Annotated in this window: 18 protein-coding genes and 1 tRNA gene; 2 read left to right on the top strand and 17 right to left on the bottom strand. The window is 66.5% G+C overall.

The window, feature by feature from the left end; genetic code table 11:
* Nucleotides 1-70: 70 nt before the first annotated feature.
* The 3 genes from fusA to rpsL are packed head-to-tail and all read right to left on the bottom strand — an operon-like array spanning nucleotide 71 to nucleotide 3,024.
* Nucleotides 71-2,179, bottom strand: a complete 2,109-nt coding sequence (fusA, locus tag WEA29_05130) for an elongation factor G (protein MEX2323136.1) — start codon at nucleotides 2,177-2,179, stop codon at nucleotides 71-73.
* A gap of 6 nt (nucleotides 2,180-2,185) precedes the next feature.
* Nucleotides 2,186-2,656, bottom strand: a complete 471-nt coding sequence (rpsG, locus tag WEA29_05125; GenBank protein ID MEX2323135.1) for a 30S ribosomal protein S7 — start codon at nucleotides 2,654-2,656, stop codon at nucleotides 2,186-2,188.
* Nucleotides 2,653-3,024, bottom strand: a complete 372-nt coding sequence (gene rpsL / locus WEA29_05120) for a 30S ribosomal protein S12 (protein MEX2323134.1) — start codon at nucleotides 3,022-3,024, stop codon at nucleotides 2,653-2,655. The genes rpsG and rpsL overlap by 4 nt, the downstream gene beginning before the upstream one ends.
* A 371-nt stretch (nucleotides 3,025-3,395) precedes the next feature.
* On the opposite strand from rpsL, the gene WEA29_05115 reads away from it, so the two are divergent.
* Complete coding sequence (locus WEA29_05115; GenBank protein MEX2323133.1) at nucleotides 3,396-5,714, top strand: SLC13 family permease; 2,319 nt, start codon at nucleotides 3,396-3,398, stop codon at nucleotides 5,712-5,714.
* Nucleotides 5,715-5,929: 215 nt separating this feature from the next.
* Here the strand turns inward: WEA29_05115 and WEA29_05110 are convergent, their stop codons facing one another.
* The 3 genes from WEA29_05110 to arsM all read right to left on the bottom strand — a co-directional run bounded on the left by WEA29_05110 (nucleotide 5,930) and on the right by arsM (nucleotide 14,472).
* Nucleotides 5,930-9,859, bottom strand: a complete 3,930-nt coding sequence (locus WEA29_05110) for a DNA-directed RNA polymerase subunit beta' (GenBank protein MEX2323132.1) — start codon at nucleotides 9,857-9,859, stop codon at nucleotides 5,930-5,932.
* A gap of 60 nt (nucleotides 9,860-9,919) precedes the next feature.
* Nucleotides 9,920-13,288, bottom strand: coding sequence for a DNA-directed RNA polymerase subunit beta (locus WEA29_05105; protein MEX2323131.1), 3,369 nt, complete (start codon nucleotides 13,286-13,288; stop codon nucleotides 9,920-9,922).
* Nucleotides 13,289-13,713: 425 nt separating this feature from the next.
* Entirely contained in the window at nucleotides 13,714-14,472 is a 759-nt protein-coding gene (gene arsM / locus WEA29_05100) for an arsenite methyltransferase (GenBank protein ID MEX2323130.1), read from the bottom strand.
* A gap of 85 nt (nucleotides 14,473-14,557) precedes the next feature.
* On the opposite strand from arsM, the gene WEA29_05095 reads away from it, so the two are divergent.
* A complete protein-coding gene (locus WEA29_05095) occupies nucleotides 14,558-14,896 on the top strand; it encodes a metalloregulator ArsR/SmtB family transcription factor (protein ID MEX2323129.1) in 339 nt (112 codons plus the stop codon).
* A 60-nt stretch (nucleotides 14,897-14,956) separates the two neighbouring features.
* Here the strand turns inward: WEA29_05095 and rplL are convergent, their stop codons facing one another.
* The 11 genes from rplL to rpmG all read right to left on the bottom strand — a co-directional run bounded on the left by rplL (nucleotide 14,957) and on the right by rpmG (nucleotide 20,954).
* Complete coding sequence (gene rplL / locus WEA29_05090; GenBank protein MEX2323128.1) at nucleotides 14,957-15,346, bottom strand: 50S ribosomal protein L7/L12; 390 nt, start codon at nucleotides 15,344-15,346, stop codon at nucleotides 14,957-14,959.
* Between the two features lie 3 nt (nucleotides 15,347-15,349).
* The gene (rplJ, locus tag WEA29_05085) at nucleotides 15,350-16,078 is read right to left on the bottom strand and encodes a 50S ribosomal protein L10 (GenBank protein ID MEX2323127.1); all 729 of its coding nucleotides are present in this window, start codon (nucleotides 16,076-16,078) and stop codon (nucleotides 15,350-15,352) included.
* Nucleotides 16,079-16,392: 314 nt separating this feature from the next.
* Nucleotides 16,393-17,100, bottom strand: coding sequence for a 50S ribosomal protein L1 (gene rplA / locus WEA29_05080; protein MEX2323126.1), 708 nt, complete (start codon nucleotides 17,098-17,100; stop codon nucleotides 16,393-16,395).
* 121 nt (nucleotides 17,101-17,221) lie between these two features.
* A complete protein-coding gene (rplK, locus tag WEA29_05075; protein ID MEX2323125.1) occupies nucleotides 17,222-17,650 on the bottom strand; it encodes a 50S ribosomal protein L11 in 429 nt (142 codons plus the stop codon).
* Nucleotides 17,651-17,666: 16 nt separating this feature from the next.
* A complete protein-coding gene (gene nusG / locus WEA29_05070) occupies nucleotides 17,667-18,527 on the bottom strand; it encodes a transcription termination/antitermination protein NusG (GenBank protein MEX2323124.1) in 861 nt (286 codons plus the stop codon).
* Complete coding sequence (secE, locus tag WEA29_05065) at nucleotides 18,524-18,805, bottom strand: preprotein translocase subunit SecE (protein MEX2323123.1); 282 nt, start codon at nucleotides 18,803-18,805, stop codon at nucleotides 18,524-18,526. Before secE ends, nusG begins: the two co-directional genes overlap by 4 nt.
* Before the next feature lie 36 nt (nucleotides 18,806-18,841).
* A tRNA-Trp gene (locus WEA29_05060) sits at nucleotides 18,842-18,915 on the bottom strand.
* 121 nt (nucleotides 18,916-19,036) lie between these two features.
* Nucleotides 19,037-19,375 (bottom strand): hypothetical protein, encoded by a 339-nt coding sequence (locus WEA29_05055; protein ID MEX2323122.1) that lies wholly within the window; start codon nucleotides 19,373-19,375, stop codon nucleotides 19,037-19,039.
* A complete protein-coding gene (locus WEA29_05050; GenBank protein MEX2323121.1) occupies nucleotides 19,372-19,923 on the bottom strand; it encodes a sigma-70 family RNA polymerase sigma factor in 552 nt (183 codons plus the stop codon). The genes WEA29_05055 and WEA29_05050 overlap by 4 nt, the downstream gene beginning before the upstream one ends.
* Nucleotides 19,920-20,780, bottom strand: coding sequence for a MaoC/PaaZ C-terminal domain-containing protein (locus WEA29_05045; GenBank protein ID MEX2323120.1), 861 nt, complete (start codon nucleotides 20,778-20,780; stop codon nucleotides 19,920-19,922). The genes WEA29_05050 and WEA29_05045 overlap by 4 nt, the downstream gene beginning before the upstream one ends.
* Before the next feature lie 12 nt (nucleotides 20,781-20,792).
* On the bottom strand, nucleotides 20,793-20,954 hold the full coding sequence (rpmG, locus tag WEA29_05040) for a 50S ribosomal protein L33 (GenBank protein MEX2323119.1): 162 nt from the start codon (nucleotides 20,952-20,954) through the stop codon (nucleotides 20,793-20,795).
* Nucleotides 20,955-21,063 lie beyond the last annotated feature (109 nt).

Raw genomic sequence — 21,063 nt, 5'->3', positions numbered from 1 at the left:
ATCGTCCCCACATTCACATGCGGCTTCGAACGCTCAAACTTCGCCTTACCCATGGCTCATCCTCTCCTGATCACTCGCCGCGGACCTTCGCCACGATCTCGCTGGCGATGGCCTCCGGAACCTGCTGGTACGAATCGAATTGCATCGTGTAGGCCGCCCGTCCCTGGGTGCGTGACCGCAGGTCGGTGGCGTAGCCGAACATCTCGGCGAGCGGCACCCGGGCGTCGATCACCCGGCTGTTGCCCCGCTGGCCCATCTCACCGATCTGACCCCGGCGTGAGTTGAGGTCGCCGATGACCTCGCCCATGTAGTCCTCCGGGGTGACCACCTCGACGGCCATCACAGGCTCGAGCAGCGCCATCCCGGCGCGGCGGGCCGCCTCCTGGAGCGCCATGGAGCCTGCGATCTTGAACGCCATCTCGGAGGAGTCGACGGCGTGGGCCGATCCATCGACGAGGACGGCGCGCACGTCGACGATCGGGTAGCCGGCGAGCACGCCGCTGTCGAGGGCGGCCTCGATGCCGGCATCCACCGCGGGCACGTACTCCTTGGGAACGGCACCGCCCTTGGTGCGGTCCACGAATTCGTAACCACCACCGGGGCCGGTCGGCTCCAGGTCGATCTCGACGTGGGCAAACTGACCCCTGCCGCCGGTCTGCTTGATATGGCGGTACACCACACCGTCGACCGCCTTCTTGATGGTCTCCCGGTAGGCGACCTGCGGGCGTCCCACGTTGGCGTCCACCTTGAACTCGCGGCGAAGACGGTCGACGAGCACGTCGAGATGCAGCTCGCCCATCCCGGCGATCACCGTCTGGCCGGTTTCCTCGTCGGTACGCACCAGGAAGGTGGGGTCCTCCTCGGCGAGGCGGGAGAGGCCGTCACCGAGCTTGTCCTGATCGGCCTTCGACTTGGGTTCGATGGCGACGGAGATGACGGGGGCGGGAAAGGTCATCGACTCGAGCTGGATCACCTTGGAGGGGTCGGAGAGGGTGTCGCCGGTGGTGGTCACCTTCAACCCGACGGTGGCGACGATGTCGCCGGTGAAGATGTTGTCGAGATCCTCACGGTGGTTGGCGTGCATGCGGAGCAGCCGCCCGAACCGCTCCTTCTTGCCGTTGCTCACGTTGAGCACGGTGTCACCCTTGGCGGCGTGCCCCGAGTAGACCCGGAAGTAGGTGAGCTTGCCGACGTGCGGGTCGGTCATGATCTTGAAGGCGATCGCCGAGAACGGCTCGCTGTCGTCGGGCTTTCGCTCCAGCGGCGTGTCCTCGTCACCCGGAGCGAACCCGACCATCGGGGGCAGGTCGACCGGGCTCGGCAGGTAGTAGAGCACCGAATCGAGGAGCAGCTGCACGCCCTTGTTCTTGAAGGCGGAACCGGTGATCACCGGCACGAAGAGCCCCTCGATGGTGCCGACACGGAGCGCGGCGCGGAGCTCGTCCGGCGTGATCTCCAGCTCCTCGAGATACTTTTCGAGCAACTTCTCGTCGACCTCGGCCACGGCCTCGAGCATCCGGCCCCGCCACTCGTGGGCCTGATCGGCGTACTCGTCGGGGATGTCCGTGGTATCCCAGCGCTCGCCATCGTCGTCGGGCCAGATGTGCGCCTTCATCTCGATGAGGTCGATCACACCCTTGAAGTCGGACTCCGAACCGATCGGGAGTTGGATGGCGACCGGGTTGGCACCGAGTCGGGCGACGATGGAGTCGACCGCCGCGTAGAAGTTGGCCCCGATCCGATCCATCTTGTTGATGAAACAGATGCGGGGCACCTTGTAGCGGTCGGCCTGGCGCCATACGGTCTCGGATTGCGGTTCGACGCCGGCCACGGCGTCGAAAACGGCGACGGCGCCATCGAGCACTCGCAACGAGCGCTCCACCTCGACGGTGAAGTCGACGTGACCGGGCGTGTCGATGATGTTGATCCAGGTGTCCTTCCACAGGCAGGTAGTGGCGGCGGAGGTGATGGTGATGCCGCGCTCCTGCTCCTGCTCCATCCAGTCCATGACGGCCGATCCCTCATGGACCTCACCGAGCTTGTAGGTACGACCGGTGTAGTAGAGGATCCGCTCGGTGGTGGTGGTCTTGCCGGCGTCGATGTGCGCCATGATCCCGATGTTCCGGGTGCGGCTCAGGGGGTACTGGCGGAGTTGACTCAGGGAAGCAGAAGCAGACATGGGTGATTACCAGCGGTAGTGCGCGAACGCCTTGTTGGACTCGGCCATCTTGTGGATGTCCTCGCGACGCTTGAACGCCCCACCCTGACGGGTCGAGGCGTCGAGGATCTCATTGGCGAGGCGATCCGCCATCTCGTGCTCGCGACGCTTGCGGGCAAAATCCACCAGCCAGCGAACGGCGAGCGTGGTGGAGCGACGAGGGCGGACTTCGACGGGGACCTGGTAGGCCGACCCGCCGACACGGCGGGACCGCACCTCGACCGATGGCCGCAGGTTGTCGATGGCCTTCTTGAGCACGGTGAGCGGCTCCTGGCCCGACCGCTTCTCGATCATCTCGAGGGCGTCGTAGACGATCTGGCGGGCGAGGTCCTTCTTGCCCTTCCAGAGCACCTTGTTGATGAGCTGGGTGACCAGGACGCTGCGGAACACGGGGTCCGGCTCGATCTTGCGAACTTCTGCGGGGGCGCGTCTCATCAGCTGCCCTTCTTCGCCCCGTAGCGAGAACGGGCCTGCTTGCGGGTACCGACGCCGGCGGCGTCGAGGGTGCCCCGCACGATCTTGTAGCGAACCCCCGGAAGGTCCTTCACGCGGCCGCCACGTACGAGCACGATCGAGTGCTCCTGGAGGTTGTGGCCCTCGCCAGGGATGTAGGCGGTGACTTCGACGCCGGAGGAGAGGCGAACACGACAGACCTTACGGAGCGCCGAGTTCGGCTTCTTCGGAGTGATCGTGTAGACGCGAGTACATACCCCGCGGCGCTGTGGCGCCCCGGCGAGACCCGGAGTCTTCTCCTTCTTCGGTTTGTGCTGCCGGCCATGCTTGACCAGCTGCTGGATCGTCGGCATTCCTGCCCTCTCCACTATGTCGTTGTCGGCGCAGCGCAGCCCGCATCGACGTGGTCTGCACGTGCGAGAGTCGGCGATAGCCGACCCGTATGACCACCCTGCTCGGACAGGAGAGGCCCGGCGCGAGGCCGGGCCCCTTTCCGAGAAGGGCCTAGGTGACCGGAGTCACGGGCGCGGAGTATAGGTGCGCGCGGACACAAGGGGCAAAGCAGGCTAGGGCCAGTCGCCCGCCGCCCGTCAACCGTCAACCGTCAACCGTCAACCGTCAACCGTGAGGATCTCATGGCTCATGGCCAGAGAGTCCAGGGCATATGCCGTGGTCACGGTCTGGCTGTTGGCTGTTGGCTCTCTGGCTGTAGCCTCCCGGGTTGATGACCCTCGAAATTGCCGTTGTCTTGCTCATCCTCGCCGGGGCGGTGGCGCTGTTCGTCACCGAGTGGTTGCGGATGGACCTGGTGGCGCTTCTCGTGCTGGTGGCGGTGGCGCTCACCGGTTACGTCACACCGACCGACGCGCTCTCCGGATTCAGCAGTCCGGCGGTGGTGACGGTGTGGGCGATGTTCATCATCAGTGGCGGTCTGACCGCCACCGGGGTCGCCGACCGGGTGGGGCAGCGCCTGGTTCGGGTCGCCGGTGACGGGGAGACCCGCCTCATCGCCGTGGTCATGCTGGCTGCCGGTGTCCTGTCCACGGTCATCCTCAGCAACGTGGCGGTGGCGGCGATGATGCTGCCTGTGGTGGTCGAGATTTCCCGCCGCACCGGCCAGCCGCCTTCCCTGCTCCTCCTGCCGATGGCGCTCGGCTCCCTCCTCGGCGGGATGACCACGATGATCGGGACCCCGCCGAGCATCCTGGTCGCCGGCGCCATCCGCGACTTCGGGCTCCCCCCGGTCGGGCTGTTCGCCATCACGCCGATCGGGGTGATCGCCCTGCTGGCCGCCACCGGCTTCATGGTGATCTTCGGCCGCCGCCTGCTCCCCCGCAGGGACCCGGGAGAGCGTCACGACCCGACCGCCCTGTTCGACCTCGGCGGCAGGCTCGTCTCGGTGCCGATACCGCCGGACTCTCGCCTGGTCGGGATGACCTTCCAGTCGTCGCGACTCGGATCGACCCTGGGCCTCACCGTCGTCGCCATCGCTCGCAGTGGGGCGGTGATGGCGGCGCCGGGGCGCGACACGGTGCTACGAGCCGGTGACCGGCTGCTGGGTTTGGGGCGCCCGGAGTTCATCGACGACGTTCGGCGTGTGGTGCTCGCCGGCAGCGCCGAAGCCGACGTGATGCCCCGGGCACTGACACTGGTGGAGGCCCGGGTCACTGAGGGCTCCCCGCTCGTCGGCAGCACCCTGCTCCAGTCCGGGGCGCGACGACAGTACGACCTGGACGTGCTGGCGGTGCGCCGGGACGAATCGGTCCGGATGGGTGACATCTCACGGTGGCGCTTCCTTGCCGGTGACATCCTCCTGCTCGCGTCGAAGGAGAAGACCCCGACCGTCCCCGACGAGTCCGGCCTCGAGGTGCTCGGACCGCTCGCCGATCCGGGCACCGACGAGTTCTACAACCTCCCGACCAATCTGATGACGCTCGAGGTCCCGGAGGACTCGTCGCTCGCCGGACGCACCCTCGGGGATAGCCGGGTGCGCGACCGGCTCGGTCTGGCGGTGTGGGAGATCCACCGAAACGCTGAGGTGATCCCGATCCCGGGACCGGATACGACCGTCGAGGCGGGCGATGTGCTCCTCGCCCAGGCCACGACGTCTCATCTCGAGCTCCTCGACGCCCTGGGACGACTCGACGTCGACCATGCCAGCACGCCGCTCACCGCCCTCGAGTCGACGGACATCGGCCTCGGGGAACTGGTGTTGTCCCCTCAAACCACCCTCGAGGGCAAGACGGTCCGCGAACTGGAGTTTCGGGATCGCTACGGAATCACCGTGCTCGCCATCTGGCGGCAGGGCAAGGCTCACCGCACCGGGCTTCGCGATATGGCCCTGCGGTTCGGTGACGCCATCCTGGTCCACGGACCCCGGGAGCGGCTGCGCCAGCTGGCGTTCGACAGCGACTTCATCCTCACCTCGCAGCCGGCGGCACCGCCCGCCCGGAGGAACCGGGCGCCGGTCGCCGCCGGCATCCTCGTCGGTGTGGTCGTCACCGTCGTCGTCGGCTGGCTTCCCATCTCGGTGGCGGCCGTCGCCGGGGCATCGCTCATGGTCCTCACGCGGTGCCTGACCATGGAGGACGCCTACCGCCACGTCGAGTGGCAGGCCGTGTTCCTCATCGCCGGGATGATCCCGCTGGGGATCGCCATGGACCAGACCGGAGCGGCTGCATTCCTGGCCCGCGGCGTCGTCGAGGCGGTCGGGCCGATGGGCCCGCTGGCGGTCCTTGCCGCCATCTTCCTGATGACCTCCCTCGCCACCCAGGTGATCCCGACCGCTGCCCTGGTCGTCTTGATGGCGCCGATCGCCTACACCACCGCCATCGACCTGGGCGCCTCGCCGCTCCCATTCCTCATGGCCCTCGCCGTCGCCGCCTCGGCGTCGTTCTCCAGCCCGGTGTCGCACCCGGCGAACACGCTGGTGATGGGCCCGGGCGGGTACCGATTCGTCGACTACCTGAAGGTGGGGCTCCCCCTCACCGGCATCGTCTTCGCCATCACGATGGTGATGGTGCCTCTGATCTGGCCGTTTTGAGGGCCGCCTGAGGGCCGCCTGACGGCGGCCGCGATTCGCGATTCGCGGTTCGCAATTCGCTCAGAGGCAAGAGGCAAGAGCGTCGACCAGATGGCGGAGCTGGCCTTGGAGACGGTCGTTTCCATGTGACGAGACCCCGCCGGGTGGCGGGGTCTCGTCGTACTTGGTACCAAGTACTGAGTACGTCGTCGGCTGGCTACCGCCGGCGACTCTGCCTACTCGTCTTCTTCGTCTGCGTCCTCGGCAACGGCGACCCCTCCGCCAAGGGAGGCCAGCCACTCGGCCGGGTTCTCCGGCATGCCCTCGGCCGCCGACTCACCGGCGCCCTCGCCGAACAGCGCATGGGCGCTGACCACGGTGGCGCCCGGCAACGACGGCTGCACCGACTGATACTGGTCGGCGCCGGTGCCGGCCGGGATCAGCTTGCCGATGATGACGTTCTCCTTGAGGCCGCGCAGGAAGTCGGAGCGACCCTGCAACGCTGCCTCGGTGAGCACCCGGGTCGTCTCCTGGAAGGAGGCGGCCGAGAGCCACGAGTCGGTGGCCAGCGACGCCTTGGTGATACCCATCAGCTCGGGACGTCCCTCTGCGGGCTTCTTGCCTTCTGCCACGAGTTCCTTGTTGGCGGCCCGAAACTCCTGCGCATCGACCAGCTCCGCGGGCAGGTACTGCGAATCACCCGGGTTGACCACCCGAACGCGACGCAGCATCTGACGGACGATGAGCTCGATGTGCTTGTCGTGGATGTCGACGCCCTGGCTGCGATACACCTCCTGGACCTCGTCCACGAGGTAGCGCTGGCAGGCGCGCACGCCCATGATCTCGAGCACTTCCTTCGGGTCGAGCGGACCCTCGGTGAGCGGGGTGCCCGGCTCGATCTCGGCACCGTCGCGCACCTTGACCCGGGCGCGACGGGTGATCGGATAGGCGACTTCGTCGTCCTTGCCGACCACGACGATGCGACGGCCCTCCTCGTCGTCGACCATCTTGATCACGCCGCCGATCTCGGAGATCGGCGCCTTGCCCTTCGGTGACCGGGCTTCGAAGAGCTCGGTCACGCGGGGGAGGCCGTGGGTGATGTCCTCACCGGCTACGCCGCCGGTGTGGAAGGTCCGCATCGTCAGCTGCGTCCCCGGCTCGCCGATCGACTGGGCGGCCATGATCCCGACCGCTTCGCCCGGCTCGACCATGCGTCCGGTGGCGAGGCTGAGGCCGTAGGAGGCCCGGCTCACCCCGAAGCGTGCCTGGTCGGTGAGCGGCGAGCGCACCCGAACCTCGGTCACCTCGGTTGCCGCGGAGATCGCCACGAATGCCTCGCGATCCACCAACTCGCCGGCGCGCAACTTGACGCCCGAGGCCGACTCGACGAGCGAGCGACCCACCTTGACGTCCTCGGCGAGCACCCGGCCGTACAGCCGGTTGCGCAGATGACGCAGCGGCTCGGCCCCTTCCTCCTCGCGCACCTTGATGGTGATACCCGCATCCTCGGATTCCTCGTCGTAGATGAGCAGTTCCTGCGAGACGTCGACCAACCGACGGGTCAAGTACCCGGAGTCGGCGGTCCGCAGCGCCGTGTCGGCGAGACCCTTGCGGGCTCCGTGCGTCGAAATGAAGTACTCGAGCACCGACAGGCCCTCACGGAAGTTCGCCTTGATCGGCCGCGGGATGATGTCACCGCGCGGGTTGGCCACCAGGCCACGCATGCCGGCGATCTGGCGCACCTGCATGATGTTCCCGCGAGCACCGGATCGCACCATCATGTCGATGGGGTTGAACCGCTCCTTCTTGAGGCTGACCTCCAGGGCTTCCTTCACCTTGTCGGTGGCACTCGTCCAGATGTCGATCAACTCCTGGCGGCGTTCCGCCTCGGTGATGATGCCGTTCTGGTACAGGTCCTCGACCTTGGCGGCCTCAGCCTCGAACGAGTCGAGGATCTGCTGCTTCTCCGGCGGGGTCTTGACGTCCTCGAGGCCGATGGTGAGCCCGGCGCGAGTGGCATACCGGAAGCCGAGTTCCTTGATCGTGTCGAGCAGGAACTCCACCTGCGACTTGTCGTAGCGGGCAATGACCTCCTCGATCAGCACGCGCAGGTCCGACTTGAGTACGACGCCGTTGATGTAGGGGAAACCGTCAGGCATGGCACCGTTGATCAGTGCCCGGCCGAGGGTGGTCTCGTACGGCTTGGTGGCATCGACCGGCTCCTCGGGAACGAGTTCGCCGAGGTGGCGGCGCATCTCGGAGTAGAGCTCGGGGTCGCCGGCCAGTTCGCCGACCCGCAGGCGGATCGGGGCGTGAAGGCCGAGCTCGCCCAGGTCGTAGGCCATCTCGGCCTCGTCGATGCTCTCGAACACCCTGCCAGCGCCCGGCGCATCCTCGACCAGCTCCGACAGGTAGTAGATGCCGATGACCATGTCCTGGCTCGGCGTGACGATCGGACGACCGCTCGCCGGGGACAGCACGTTGTTGGTCGACAGCATGAGCACCCGGGCCTCGGCCTGGGCTTCGGCCGACAGCGGCAGGTGGACCGCCATCTGGTCGCCGTCGAAGTCGGCGTTGAACGCCTCACACACCAGCGGGTGGATCTGGATCGCCTTGCCCTCCACCAGGATCGGCTCGAAGGCCTGGATACCTAGACGGTGCAGCGTCGGAGCGCGGTTGAGCATCACCGGGTGCTCCTTGATCACGTCGGCGAGGACGTCCCACACCTGCGGGCGATGCCGCTCCACCATGCGCTTGGCCGCCTTGATGTTCTGGGCCAGGTCGAGGTCGACGAGCTTCTTCATCACGAACGGCTTGAACAGCTCGAGGGCCATCGCCTTGGGCAGCCCGCATTGGTGGAGCCGCAACTGCGGCCCGACCACGATGACCGAACGGCCCGAGTAGTCGACGCGCTTGCCGAGGAGGTTCTGACGGAACCGTCCCTGCTTGCCCTTGAGCATGTCGGAGATCGACTTGAGCGGCCGGCTGCCCGGTCCGGTCACGGCGCGGCCGCGGCGACCGTTGTCGAACAGGGCGTCGACGGCCTCCTGCAGCATGCGCTTCTCGTTGTTGACGATGATCTCGGGAGCACCCAGCTCGAGAAGTCGCTTGAGCCGGTTGTTGCGGTTGATCACGCGGCGGTACAGGTCGTTGAGGTCACTAGTGGCGAACCGCCCACCGTCGAGCTGCACCATCGGCCGCAGATCCGGTGGGATCACCGGGATCGCCTGAAGGATCATCGCCTCGACACTGTTGGTGCCCTGGGCGAAGGGCGTCACCACGCGCAGTCGCTTGGTGGCACGCTGGCGTTTCTGCGCCGAATTGCCCTCGAGATCCTCGTTGAGCTGGACGATCTCAGCGTCCAGGTCGAGGCGTGTAAGCAGATCCCTGATCGCCTCGGCCCCCATGCCTCCCTCGAAATACTCCTCGTAGCGGTCTCGGATCTCACGCCACAGCTGCTCGGACTCGACGAGGTTCTTGACCTTCATCCCGCGGAAGAAGTCGTAGGCCTCGCGTACCAGTTCCACCTCGTACTCGGAGCGCTCGCGTCGATCCTTGATCTCGCGCTCCGCCTCGCGGCGGGCCGCCGAGATCTCCTGCGCCTTGGCCCCCGCCTCCTCCATCTGCTTGAGCTCGTGCTCAAGGCGCTCCAGGCGGGCGGCCTCCCACTCCTCGAACTCCTTGTTGATGATCCCCACCTCGGTCGTGGTGGCCTCTTCGAGCTCTCCGAGGTCCTTGTGCCGCTTGTCCTCGTCCACATGGGTGATCAGGTAGGCGGCGAAGTAGATGACCTTCTCCAGCTCCTTGGGTGACATGTCGAGCAGGTAACCGAGACGGCTGGGGACGCCCTTGAAGTACCAGATGTGGGTCACCGGTGCGGCCAGCTCGATGTGACCCATCCGCTCGCGACGCACCTTGGCCCGGGTGACCTCAACCCCGCAGCGCTCGCAGATCACACCGCGGAAACGGACGCGCTTGTACTTGCCGCAGTAGCACTCCCAGTCGCGGGTGGGGCCGAAGATGCGCTCGTCGAAGAGGCCGTCCTTTTCCGGCTTGAGGGTCCGGTAGTTGATCGTCTCCGGCTTCTTCACTTCGCCATGTGACCAGCCGCGGATCTGGTCCGCGGTGGCCAGGCTGATCTTCAGCTCATCGAAATACTGCGCCACCCGTGCTCCTCTGTGCTCCGTCGTCGATCTCGGTCACTACTTGTCGTCGGCCGCTCGCCGTCAGTCCCCCCGCTCGGGACGAGAGATGTCGATCCCAAGCGACTCCGCGGTGCGGAAGGCGTCGTCATCGAGTTCGCGGAGCTCGACCTCCTCACCAGCCGAGAGCATCTCGACGTTGAGGCACAGGCTCTGCATCTCCTTGATGAGCACCTTGAACGACTCGGGGATGCCGGGTTCGGGGATGTTCTCCCCCTTGACGATCGCCTCGTACACCTTGACCCGGCCTCGGACGTCGTCGGACTTGATGGTGAGCAGCTCCTGCAGGGCGTAGGCCGCGCCGTACGCCTCCAGGGCCCACACCTCCATCTCACCGAAACGCTGACCACCGAACTGGGCCTTACCACCGAGCGGCTGCTGGGTGATCATCGAGTACGGGCCCGTCGACCTGGCGTGGATCTTGTCGTCCACCAGGTGGAGCAGCTTCAAGATGTAGAGGTAGCCGATGGTGATCGGCTGATCGAACGGGAGACCGGTACGGCCGTCGTACAGGATCGCCTTGCCGGCGTCGTTGATCATCCTGTCGCCATCGGCGTTGGGCAGCGAGTTGGCCAGGACCTTGCCGATCTCCACGTCGGTGGCGCCGTCGAACACCGGCGTCGCCACGTTGGTCCACGGTTTGGCCCCCCCGGCCGCCTCGCTGGTGCCCTTGAACTCGCTCCAACCCTGCGCCGCCGCCCAGCCGAGGTGGGTCTCGAGCACCTGACCGAGGTTCATCCGCGAAGGCACGCCGAGAGGCGACAGGATGATGTCGACCGGCGTTCCGTCCTCGAGGAACGGCATCTCCTCCTCGGGGAGGATCTTGGCGATGATGCCCTTGTTGCCGTGACGACCGGCGAGCTTGTCGCCCTCCGAGATCTTGCGCTGCTGGGCGACGTACACCTGCACCAGCTCGTTGACTCCGGGGAGCAGCTCGTCACCGTTGTCCCGGCGGAACACTCGAACGTCGATCGCCTTGCCCTGCTCACCGTGCGGCACCTTGAGCGACATGTCGCGAACCTCGCGGGCCTTCTCACCGAAGATGGCGCGCAGCAGGCGCTCCTCGGGAGTCAGCTCGGTCTCACCCTTGGGCGTCACCTTTCCCACGAGGTAGTCGCCGGGGCCGACCTCGGCCCCCACCCGGATGATGCCCTCCTCGTCGAGGCTCTGGAGGGACTCCTCGGCGACGTTCGGGATGTCCCGGGTGATCTCCTCGGCGCCGAGCTTGGTGTCCCGGGCCTCGATCTCGTACTTCTCGATGTGGATCGAAGTGAGCACGTCCTCCTTGACGAGCCGCTCCGAAAGCACGATGGCGTCCTCGAAGTTGTGGCCCCGCCACGACATGAAGGCAACCAGCAGGTTCTTACCGAGCGCCAGCTCACCCTTCTCGGTCGACGGACCGTCGGCGATGACATCACCGGCCTTGACCTTGTCGCCCTCGCGGACCAGCGGCTTCTGATTGATGCTGGTGCCCTGGTTGGAGCGGACGAACTTGCGCAACGGGTAGTCCACGCGCTTGTTGCCCACCTTGACGGTGATCCGGCGGCCGGTGACCTCGGCGACCTCGCCGTCCTCGGTGGCGATGAGCGCCTCACCCGAGTCGCGTGCGACCCGGCCTTCGACGCCCGTCCCGACCAGCGGAGCCTCGGCGCGCAGGAGCGGCACTGCCTGACGCTGCATGTTGGACCCCATGAGGGCGCGGTTGGCGTCGTCGTGCTCCAGGAACGGGATGAGTGAGGTGGCCACCGATACCACCTGCTTGGGCGACACGTCCATGTAGTCGACCTGCTTGGCAGTCACGTAGTCCACCTCGCCGCCCAGACGGCGTACCAGCACACGCTTCGACTTGAAGGTGCTGTCCTGTTTGAGTTCGGCGTTCGCCTGGGCGATGACGAACCGTTCCTCTTCCGAGGCGGTCAGGTAGTCGATCTGCTTGGTGACCTTCCCATCGACCACCCGACGGTACGGCGTCTCGATGAAGCCGAACCGGTTGACCTTGGCGTACGAGGCGAGCGAGCCGATGAGACCGATGTTCGGACCCTCCGGAGTCTCGATCGGGCACATGCGCCCGTAGTGGGAGGAGTGGACGTCTCGGACCTCGAAGCCGGCGCGCTCACGCGACAGGCCGCCCGGGCCGAGCGCCGAGAGACGGCGGCGATGGGTGAGCCCGGCGAGGGGGTTCGGCTGGTCCATGAACTGGCTCAACTGGCTGGTGCCGAAGAACTCCTTGATCGACGCCACCACGGGACGGATGTTGATCAGGCTCTGCGGTGTGATCGCCTCGGGATCCTGCGTTGTCATCCGCTCGCGCACCACGCGCTCCAAGCGGCTGAGTCCCACCCGGATCTGGTTCTGGATGAGCTCGCCCACGGTGCGGACCCGTCGGTTGCCGAAGTGGTCGATGTCATCGGCGCTGAAGCCGGGGGCGCCCTCGTCGAGCTTCACCAGGTAACGAATCGTGTCGAGGATGTCCTCCTGCGACAGCAGCCCGAGGGTCTTCGCCCGGTAGGCCTCGATGTCGTCGAGATCGCTCACCTTCATGGCACGGTCGAACTTCTGGTTGATCTTGTAGCGACCCACCCGGGTCAGGTCGTAGCGCTTCGGGTTGTAGAAGAGCGTGTTGACCAGACTGCGCGCCGACTCGATCGTGGTGAGCTCGCCGGGCCGCAGCTTGCGGTACAGGTCGAGGAGGGCCTCGTCGCGATCCTCGGTGGTGTCCTTCTCCAGGGTCTCGGCGATCACCGGAGCCCCGTCGAAGAGAGCGAGTAGCTCCTCGTCGGTCTGAGCGAAGTCGAGGGCGCGCAGGAAGGTGGAAACCAGCTGTCGGCGCTTGCGGTCGACCCGCACGCCGAGAGTGCCCTTCTTGTCGATGTCGAACTCGAGCCAGGCGCCGCGGCCCGGGATCACCTTGGAGCTGACCAGGTCGCGGTCCGATGTCCGGTCCGTGCTGATGTCGAAGTAGACCCCGGGAGAGCGGACCAGCTGACTCACGACGACGCGCTCGGTGCCGTTGATGATGAACGTTCCGTTGGGGGTCATCATCGGGAAGTCACCGAGGAAGACCTGCTGTTCCTTGATCTCGCCGGTCTGCATGTTCTGGAACCGCGCGGTGACGAACAGCGGATGTGAGTAGGTGTTGTCGTGCTCCTTGGCGTCCTCGATCTTCTCCTCGACGGAGACGCCAGCACTCGGGTCCTCGAAGCGATGGTCGGACAACTCCAGGCGGAGGGTGCCGGTGAAGTCCTCGATCGGCGAAACCTCTTCGAAGATCTCCTTCAGGCCACGCTCAAGAAACCACTGGAAGGAGTCGTGCTGTACGGCGAGTAGGTCGGGCAGGGGCAGTACTTCAGGAATCTTTGCGAACGAAATTCGCTCGCTGCGCGCACGGGCCAAAGGACGGTCCCTCCTCGATCAACGACGTTTGGGCAGGCTGGTTTCAACGGCTGGCCGCCCACCAGCGTAGGGCACCCTGGAGACGACGAAAAACCAGGATAGCACGCGGCTACCCCAGTTCGGCAAAGCCGACGGAGACGAGAACCTTGTGTTCCCTCTTTCTATTTCCGACCCCAGAAACATACTCCTACCGACGGTCGGGGTCAAGGAGCCAAGAGAGCTTTTGACTCTTGGCTCTTAGGGGGTGCGCGAATAGGTCGCTGGCTTCATCAGGTTTCGGCTTGTGGCAAGCCGAAACCTGATCCCGGGGCGAGCCTATTCGCGCACCCCCTTAGCTATTGGCCAGACCACTCCAATCGATGCGGCCGATAGTCCTCTCTGGCCATGAGCCAATAGCTAAGAGCTGCGGGTGCTCTGAGCCTGGCTCAGAGCACCCGCCGAGGCTTCCTCGCCTTGATGATCACCGAGTCCATGCCTTCAGCGGCCTGGTGCGTCGGGTCGAGGCTGATCTCCTCGAAGCCGGAGGCAACGAGCTGCTCGCGGTACTCCGCATAGGACAGGGCGCCGGCGATGCAGCCGACCCAGTCACCCCGCTCGGCGCGCTGGTCCGGAGTCAGCGAGTCGTCGGCCACGATGTCGGTGATCCCGACCCGTCCCCCGGGGCGCAACACCCGATACATCTCGGAGAACACCGTCGGCTTGTCGACCGACAGGTTGATCACGCAGTTGGAGATGACGACGTCGACCGTGGCGTCCTCCAGCGGGATCTCCTCGATGTACCCCCGGAGGAAGTGGACGTTGGTGGCACCTGCCTCGGTGGCATTTCGCCGGGCAAGATCGAGCATCTCGTCGGTCATGTCGAGTCCGTACGCAAAGCCGGTTGGACCGACCCGCCGGGCGCAGAGCAGCACGTCGATGCCACCCCCGGAGCCCAGGTCGAGGACGGTCTCGCCTTCGACGAGCTCGGCCACCGCGATGGGATTTCCGCAGCCCAGGATCGCCAGGGCTGCCGCTTCGGGGATGGTGGCCAGATCACCAGGGCCGTAGGCGCCGCCGGTGAGATCGGTGTCGAGCGTGGCGTCGGCGCCACAGCAGCCGTCACCTGAGCAGCAGCCCGTTCCCTTCGTGGCGGCACCGGCATACCGTTCCCTGACCTTCTCCCGCAGTTCGATGCTGGCGTCCATAGGTCCCTTCCCGTCATTTCGATGACTGTCGAAACGACGACTGTAGATAACATATCGACAGCTGTCAATGTGTTATCGTCGATTGATGGCACACGACACCGACTGCTGCGCCCCGGTGACCGACGAGTCGCTCACCGCCGATCGCGCTGATGACCTCGCCGCGGTGTTCAAGGCCCTCGGTGACCCGACCCGACTGCGCCTGCTCAGCATGATCGCCGCCTCCCCCACAGGTGAGGTATGCGCATGCGATCTGCCCGACCCCGTCGATCGCAGCCAGGCGACGGTGAGCCACCACCTGTCGGTCCTGACGAAAGCGGGGCTGATCGGTCGCGAGCAGCGGGGCAAGTGGGCGTGGTTTCGAGTCGCACCCGAGCACCACGACTTCGTCCGCTCCGTCCTCGACCGCGAGACCGCCCCCGCCTGACCGGCACGCGAAACGGGGCGGGCTCGCGCCCACCCCGGTCCATTCTCGTAGCGGTACGCGCTACTTGACCTCCACCGTGGCGCCGACGGCCTCGAGGGTCGCCTTCGCCTTCTCGGCGTCCTCCTTCGATACCCCCTCCAGCACGGGAGAGGGTGCCTCGTCGACCAGAGCCTTTGCCTCCTTGAGGCCGAGGCTCGTGATCGCACGGACCTCCTTGATGACCTTGATCTTCTCGGCGCCCACCGCGGCGAGGACGACGTCGAACTCGTCCTGCTCCTCTTCCGCCGCAGCGCCAGCACCAGCGGGGGCGGCCGCCGCCATGGCCGCCATCGGGGCGGCTGCGGTCACGTCGAACTTCTCCTCGAACTGCTTGAGGAACTCTGAGAGCTCGAGCACGCTCATCTGAGCGAACGCCTCGAGCAGGTCCTCACTGCTCTTCTTCCCTGCCATCGTCTATTCCTCCTCGGCCTGCTCGGCCGCTTCATCGTCACTGGATTCGTCGGAATCGTCGCTGTCGTCACTCGAATCGTCGCTCGACGCAGAGCCATCGGCATCGGCCGCGGATTCCTCCGCCGCCTCCGCTGCTGGCGCAACCTCGGTCTCCGCCTCGGCGGCGGGCGCCTCCGCGGCTGCCGGCTTTTCTGCAACCGGTTGCTCGTCGGGAGCTTCCGTGCCGCGATCGATGAGCTGCTGGACCATCGTGGCCAGCGCCCGCGGCATTGCGGCCAGCAGCCCGGCCATCGTCGCCATGGGAGCCTGGAAGGCTCCGGCGATCTTGGCGAGCAGCACCTCACGGGGCTCGATGTCGGCGAGTTCGGTCACCCGTTCCGGAGGCAGGACCTCCGAGCCGAGCAACCCGCCCTTGATGACGAGACGCTGGTGATCTCGCGAGAAGTCGCGCAATGCCTTGGCGGCAGCGGCGGCGTCACCCGAAGCGAAGGCGAGTCCGGTGGGACCCACCAACATCTCCAGCAGACCGTCGTGTCCCAACTCGGACACGGCGCGCCGGGCGAGCGTCATCTTGACGACCTTGAACTCACCTTCGGCTGCCCGCAGGCCGCGGCGCAGCTTCTGCTGCTCCCCGACCGACAGGCCTGCGTACTCGGCGACGAACACAGCCTCAGCGCCTGCGATGCGCTCCTTGATCGCGGCGACGGCCTCGACTTTCTCGGGTCGTGCCATGGACCGGTCTCCTTGCGTTCGTTCCATTCCTTCAACGACAACGCTCCCGACGCAGAGCGCGGGAGCGAAGAGAAAACTCGTTCACAACCTGCGCCGGCGCCTTAGGTGGGTGTGCGAATCGGTCGCTGGCTTCATCATGTTTCGGCTTGTCGCAAGCCGAAACATGATCCCGGGGCGAACCTATTCGCGCACCCGCCTCGGCTTTACCCCCATCGGGGACCTGCGGTCTCGGGTCGGGTGTGTTGTCGCTAGGGAGGTTACCAGTTCCCCGTTACCCGTTACCCGTTACCCGGGACGGCAGGGGTGCCTGGCTACTACCGCTCGTCCTTGAGCAAGTCCAGGGTGTTCGGGTCGACCTTGACGCCGGGTCCCATCGTCGACGAGAGGCTCACCTTCTTCATGTAGCGACCCTTGCTCGAAGCCGGCTTCACCCGGTTGAGCTCGTCCACCGCGGCTGCGAAGTTCTCGACCAAGCGCTCCTCGTCGAAGGAGACCTTCCCGATGGGCACTTGAACGTTCCCAAAGCGGTCGTTACGGTACTCGACCCGTCCCGACTTGAACTCCTCCACGGTCTTGCCGATGTCGGTGGTAACGGTCCCCGCCTTCGGGTTCGGCATCAGCCCGCGGGGGCCGAGCGCCTTGCCGAGCTTGCCGACCTCCGCCATCAGCGACGGATGCGAGATGGTGACGTCCCAGTCGATGGGCTGGGCACCGCTCTCGATCGAACCCGCGAGGTCGGCGGCTCCGACCAGGTCGGCCCCTGCCGCCTGAGCAGCCCTCGCATCCTCACCCTCGGCGAACACGACTACGCGCACGTCCTTGCCGGTGCCGTGCGGCAGGGACACCGTCCCCCGCACCGCCTGCTCGGCCTGACGGGCGTCGATGCTGAGGTTGAACACCGCGTCGACGGTCTCGTCGAACTTGGCCGTGGCCATCGACTTCACCAGCCGAATCGCATCCGCCGGCTCATGCATCGCAACGTCGTCGAAGCCCTTGCTGGCGTCCGAGCGCTTCTTACCCATGTCGTTCGTTCCTTCCGTGGTCTACGACGCTCTTCGCGTCTCCCACATTGGCCGCAATTCGCAATTCGCAGCGGTTCTTTGGTGCCACCTGCATGCTGCAGGCTGCAAGCTGTCGAGAGCGCTAGCCCTCGACCGTGAGTCCCATCGATCGGGCGGTCCCTTCGATGATCTTCATCGCCGCCTCGACGTCGTTGGCGTTGAGGTCCACCATCTTCGTCTCGGCTATGTCTCGAACCTGCGAGCGGGTCACCTTGCCGACCTTCTCGGTGTGCGGAACGGCCGATCCCTTCTCCACCCGCGCCGCCTGGCGGAGCATGACCGCCGCCGGCGGTGTCTTGGTGACGAAGGTGAACGACCGGTCCTCGTAGACGGTGATCTCGACCGGGACGATCGTGCCGCTCTGGCTCTCGGTCGCCATGTTGTACTCGCGGACGAAGTCCATGATGTTGACGCCATGCTGGCCCAGGGCCGGGCCGACCGGCGGGGCCGGCGACGCCTGACCTGCAGGGATCTGCAGTTTCAGCAGCGCGGCGACTCTCTTGCGTCCCATCGGAATGTCTCCTTGTTCAGAACTTCTGGATCTGCTCGAAGTTGAGTTCCACCGGGGTCTCGCGACCGAAGATGTCGACGAGGACCCGGACCTTCGACTGGTCGACGTTGATGTCCTCGATGACACCGTTGAAGTCGGCGAACGGGCCGTCGATGACCCGCACCGTCTCACTGATCTCCCAGTCGGGCTTGAACCTCGGAGTCTTCTTCTCCTCGTCCTTGCGGACGCCCAGGATGCGCTCCACCTCGCGGCGCGACAGGGGTGTCGGCTTGGTCCCCGACCCGACGAACCCGGTGACACCCGGAGTGTTGCGGACCACGCTCCACGACTCGTCGTCCAGGTACAGCCGAACGAGAACGTAGCCGGGGAACTGCTTGCGGGGGACGGTCACCTTGCGTCCGGACTTGATCTCGACGACATCCTCCATGGGGATGACGATGTCGAAGATCGAGTCCTCCATGTGCATCGACGAGATGCGGGTGGTGAGGTTGGCCTTGACCTTGTTCTCGTAGCCGCTGTAGGAGTGGACCACGTACCAGGAGCCGGGGAGGTCGTACGGGCTGGAGGGAGGCATGACGGGCTCGGCATCGGCCGCGTCGGTCGGTTGACCATCGGTGGCCGACGCGGCGGCGGCACCCTCCGCGTCGGCATCGGCATCGGCATCGTCGGCAGCTGCTGGTGGCTCGATCTCGTCGGTGGCTACCAGCTCACCGTCATCGGTGGGGTCGGCCTTGGCGACGGCGGTAGCGGGCTGCTCGTCCGCCCCGTCGACCTCCGCAGGGTCCGTAGCCGGGGCCTCCACGGCTTCCGCAGCGGTGCCGTCGGTTGCCTCGGCCGTCGCCTCGGCGGCCTCGTCGAAGTCTGCGGCGGCGGTCATCGGGTCTCCAGGATCCGCAGGATCGCCGGCTTGAGCGTCACGTCGAGTCCGAAGGTGAACAGGGTGACGAACCCGGCCGTGATGAGCGTCACCACGGTGAAGGTCACGACCTGTCGGCGCGTCGGCCAGGCGACCCGGCGCAGCTCGGTGCGGACCTCGCCGATGAACTGGCGGAATCCGACCCGCTCCTTGCGCTTGCGCTGACCCACGGCAGCGGCCCGTCGATCTTTGGCGCGCTTCTCCTCGATCTCCTGGAGTCGCCGCAGCTCTCGATTCATCGTTTCCTCACTCGGTGTCTCGGGACGCCTCTCGGGCAGGGGCGGAGGGACTCGAACCCCCAACCGCTGGTTTTGGAGACCAGTGCTCTGCCAAATTGAGCTACGCCCCTCGGGGTGTTCTTACCCGCGCAGAAGCCTGGGCACGAACGGCCGGCATTGTAGGGCGCGCGTCGGCGGCGTAGGTAATTCAGAGGGGCGGCACCATGCATTGTGCAGACGGCGATGGGACGGCTATCGGCGCCTGCGGGAAAGCAGGCGGGCCACCAGGGCGACGATCGTGGCGAGGCCGATCAGCCCCAGGGCCGAATAGCGGGCCACCGCCCGCGTGACCAGTGGTCGGCGCGGATCGGAGCCGTCCTGTTCGCCGATGTACGACATCACCCTGGTGGCGAAGCCGTCCGGTGCCGGCAGGGTCTCAGCCCCGAGGTCGTTGAGCTGGCGGGCCATGCCGGCCGTCGAGCGTTCGAGCTGCCGGCAGCGATCGCAACCCGCTCGGTGTCGCTCCAACACCCGGTTGAGGCGCCGGTCAGGCGGCATGGCGGCGATGACCCGACATGGGACCCGTCTCACAGCGCCTCCTCCCCGAGAAGCTCCCGCAGGCGCCGACGGGCCCGGTGCAGTCGAACCTTGGTCGTCGTCTGGGCGATACCGAGCTCGCGGCTCACCTCGGCGTTCGACCAGCCGTACACGTCGCGCAACACGAGGACCACCCGCTGCCCCGGGCTGAGCCTGGTGATCGCCTCCGACAGGGCGGCCCTTACCTCGACCATCTCCCCTGCCTTCTCCGGACCGCGGCCGGGCTCGGCGATGTCGTCGACGAGCGGCTGAGTGTCATGGCGCTGCGCCCGCTTGCGCAGTGTCCACGCCGTGTTGACGGTGATGCGGTGCAGCCAGGTGCCAAGGGCGGCCTCGCCACGGAAGCGCGGCATCGCCCGCCATGCGCGGATCAGGGCCTCCTGGGCGACGTCCTGGGCGAGGTCGGGTCCGACCAGACGCACAGCGAGCGTGTACACGGTGTCGCGGTACCTCCATACGAGCTCACCGAAGGCGTCGTGATCACCGTTGCGAGCGAGCTCGATCAACTCCTCTTCGCTGCGTTGGACCCCGCCGAGGCTCATGGCGTTACCCGGGCGGTCCCGGTGATCAACCGCTCGCCGTCTGCTTCGAGGACGAGGTCGAGATCGGCACCGGTCTCGGCTCGCCCGGCCACGGTCCCGGTCACCGCAGCCGAAACGGAAGGACGCAGTGGCTTGCGGAACCGCACCGCGAGCGACTCCAGCGGCAGGTCGGCCGTCGAGTACCGCGCCGCCAGGCGACCCATCCAGGCAGTCATCAAGAGACCGTGGACGATCGTGCCGGGGAGCCCGGCGGCGACCGCCGACCAGTGATCCCAGTGGATCGGATTCCAGTCGCGGGAGGCGGCGGCGTAGCGGACCAGGTCGAGTCGCGACGCGCCGACCCGCATCGGTTCCAGCGCCTCACCCGTCTCGGGAAGCGGCAGCGGTCCGCCCGGCGGATCGTGGGCCGGGCGCTCGGATGCGCCAGGTTCCTTCTCCTGCGCCGCGGCGGCGGCCGACTCGGTCGACAGGAGGAACTGCGCCGACCCGGAGAGCCATGGCCCGCTGGCGGAGAACGCCGACACCTCGAACGAAACCAGGTTGAGCCCGGCCCGCTGCCGCACCGCACCGACCCTTCCCACGACGTCGATGGTTTCGCCGACCGCAGCGGGGCGCGCCCATTCGAAGCGCTGCTCCGAGTGGATCAGGGACCGGGTGAACGGCACCACCCGGGAATCCTCGAGAAACCGCGGGGCCACCGCGAAGAGAGCGGCATTGGCGAACGACGGTGGGACCACCGACGCCCAGCGGTCGGGATCGTCGCCGGTGGCGACGACGAACTCGGCGACCCGGTCCGGGGTCGGTTCGATCGGGACCGGCCCGTACTCCTCACCGACCAGGTCGTCGAGACCGGTCATGCCACGACGCTGCTAACGAGTCTCTCGATGCGCCGTGTGCTGGCGGCACCACCGGCAGAACTTCTTGAGCTCGAGGCGGTCGCGGGTGTTGGTCTTGCTCTTCACGGTCACGTAGTTGCGCCGCTTGCACGTGTCACACGCGAGCGTTATCGGCGGCCTCTTGTCGCTTGGCATGTGGGAAAGTCTCTCTTCTCTGGCTAATGGCTATGAGCCAATAGCTAACGGCTCACTTGAGGATCTTGACGACTCGGCCGGCGCCGACGGTGCGGCCACCCTCACGGAT

Source organism: Acidimicrobiia bacterium (assembly GCA_040902765.1).
Taxonomy (GTDB): Bacteria; Actinomycetota; Acidimicrobiia; order Spongiisociales; family UBA11373; genus DATKBG01.
This window is presented reverse-complemented; position numbering and strand designations above follow the sequence as displayed.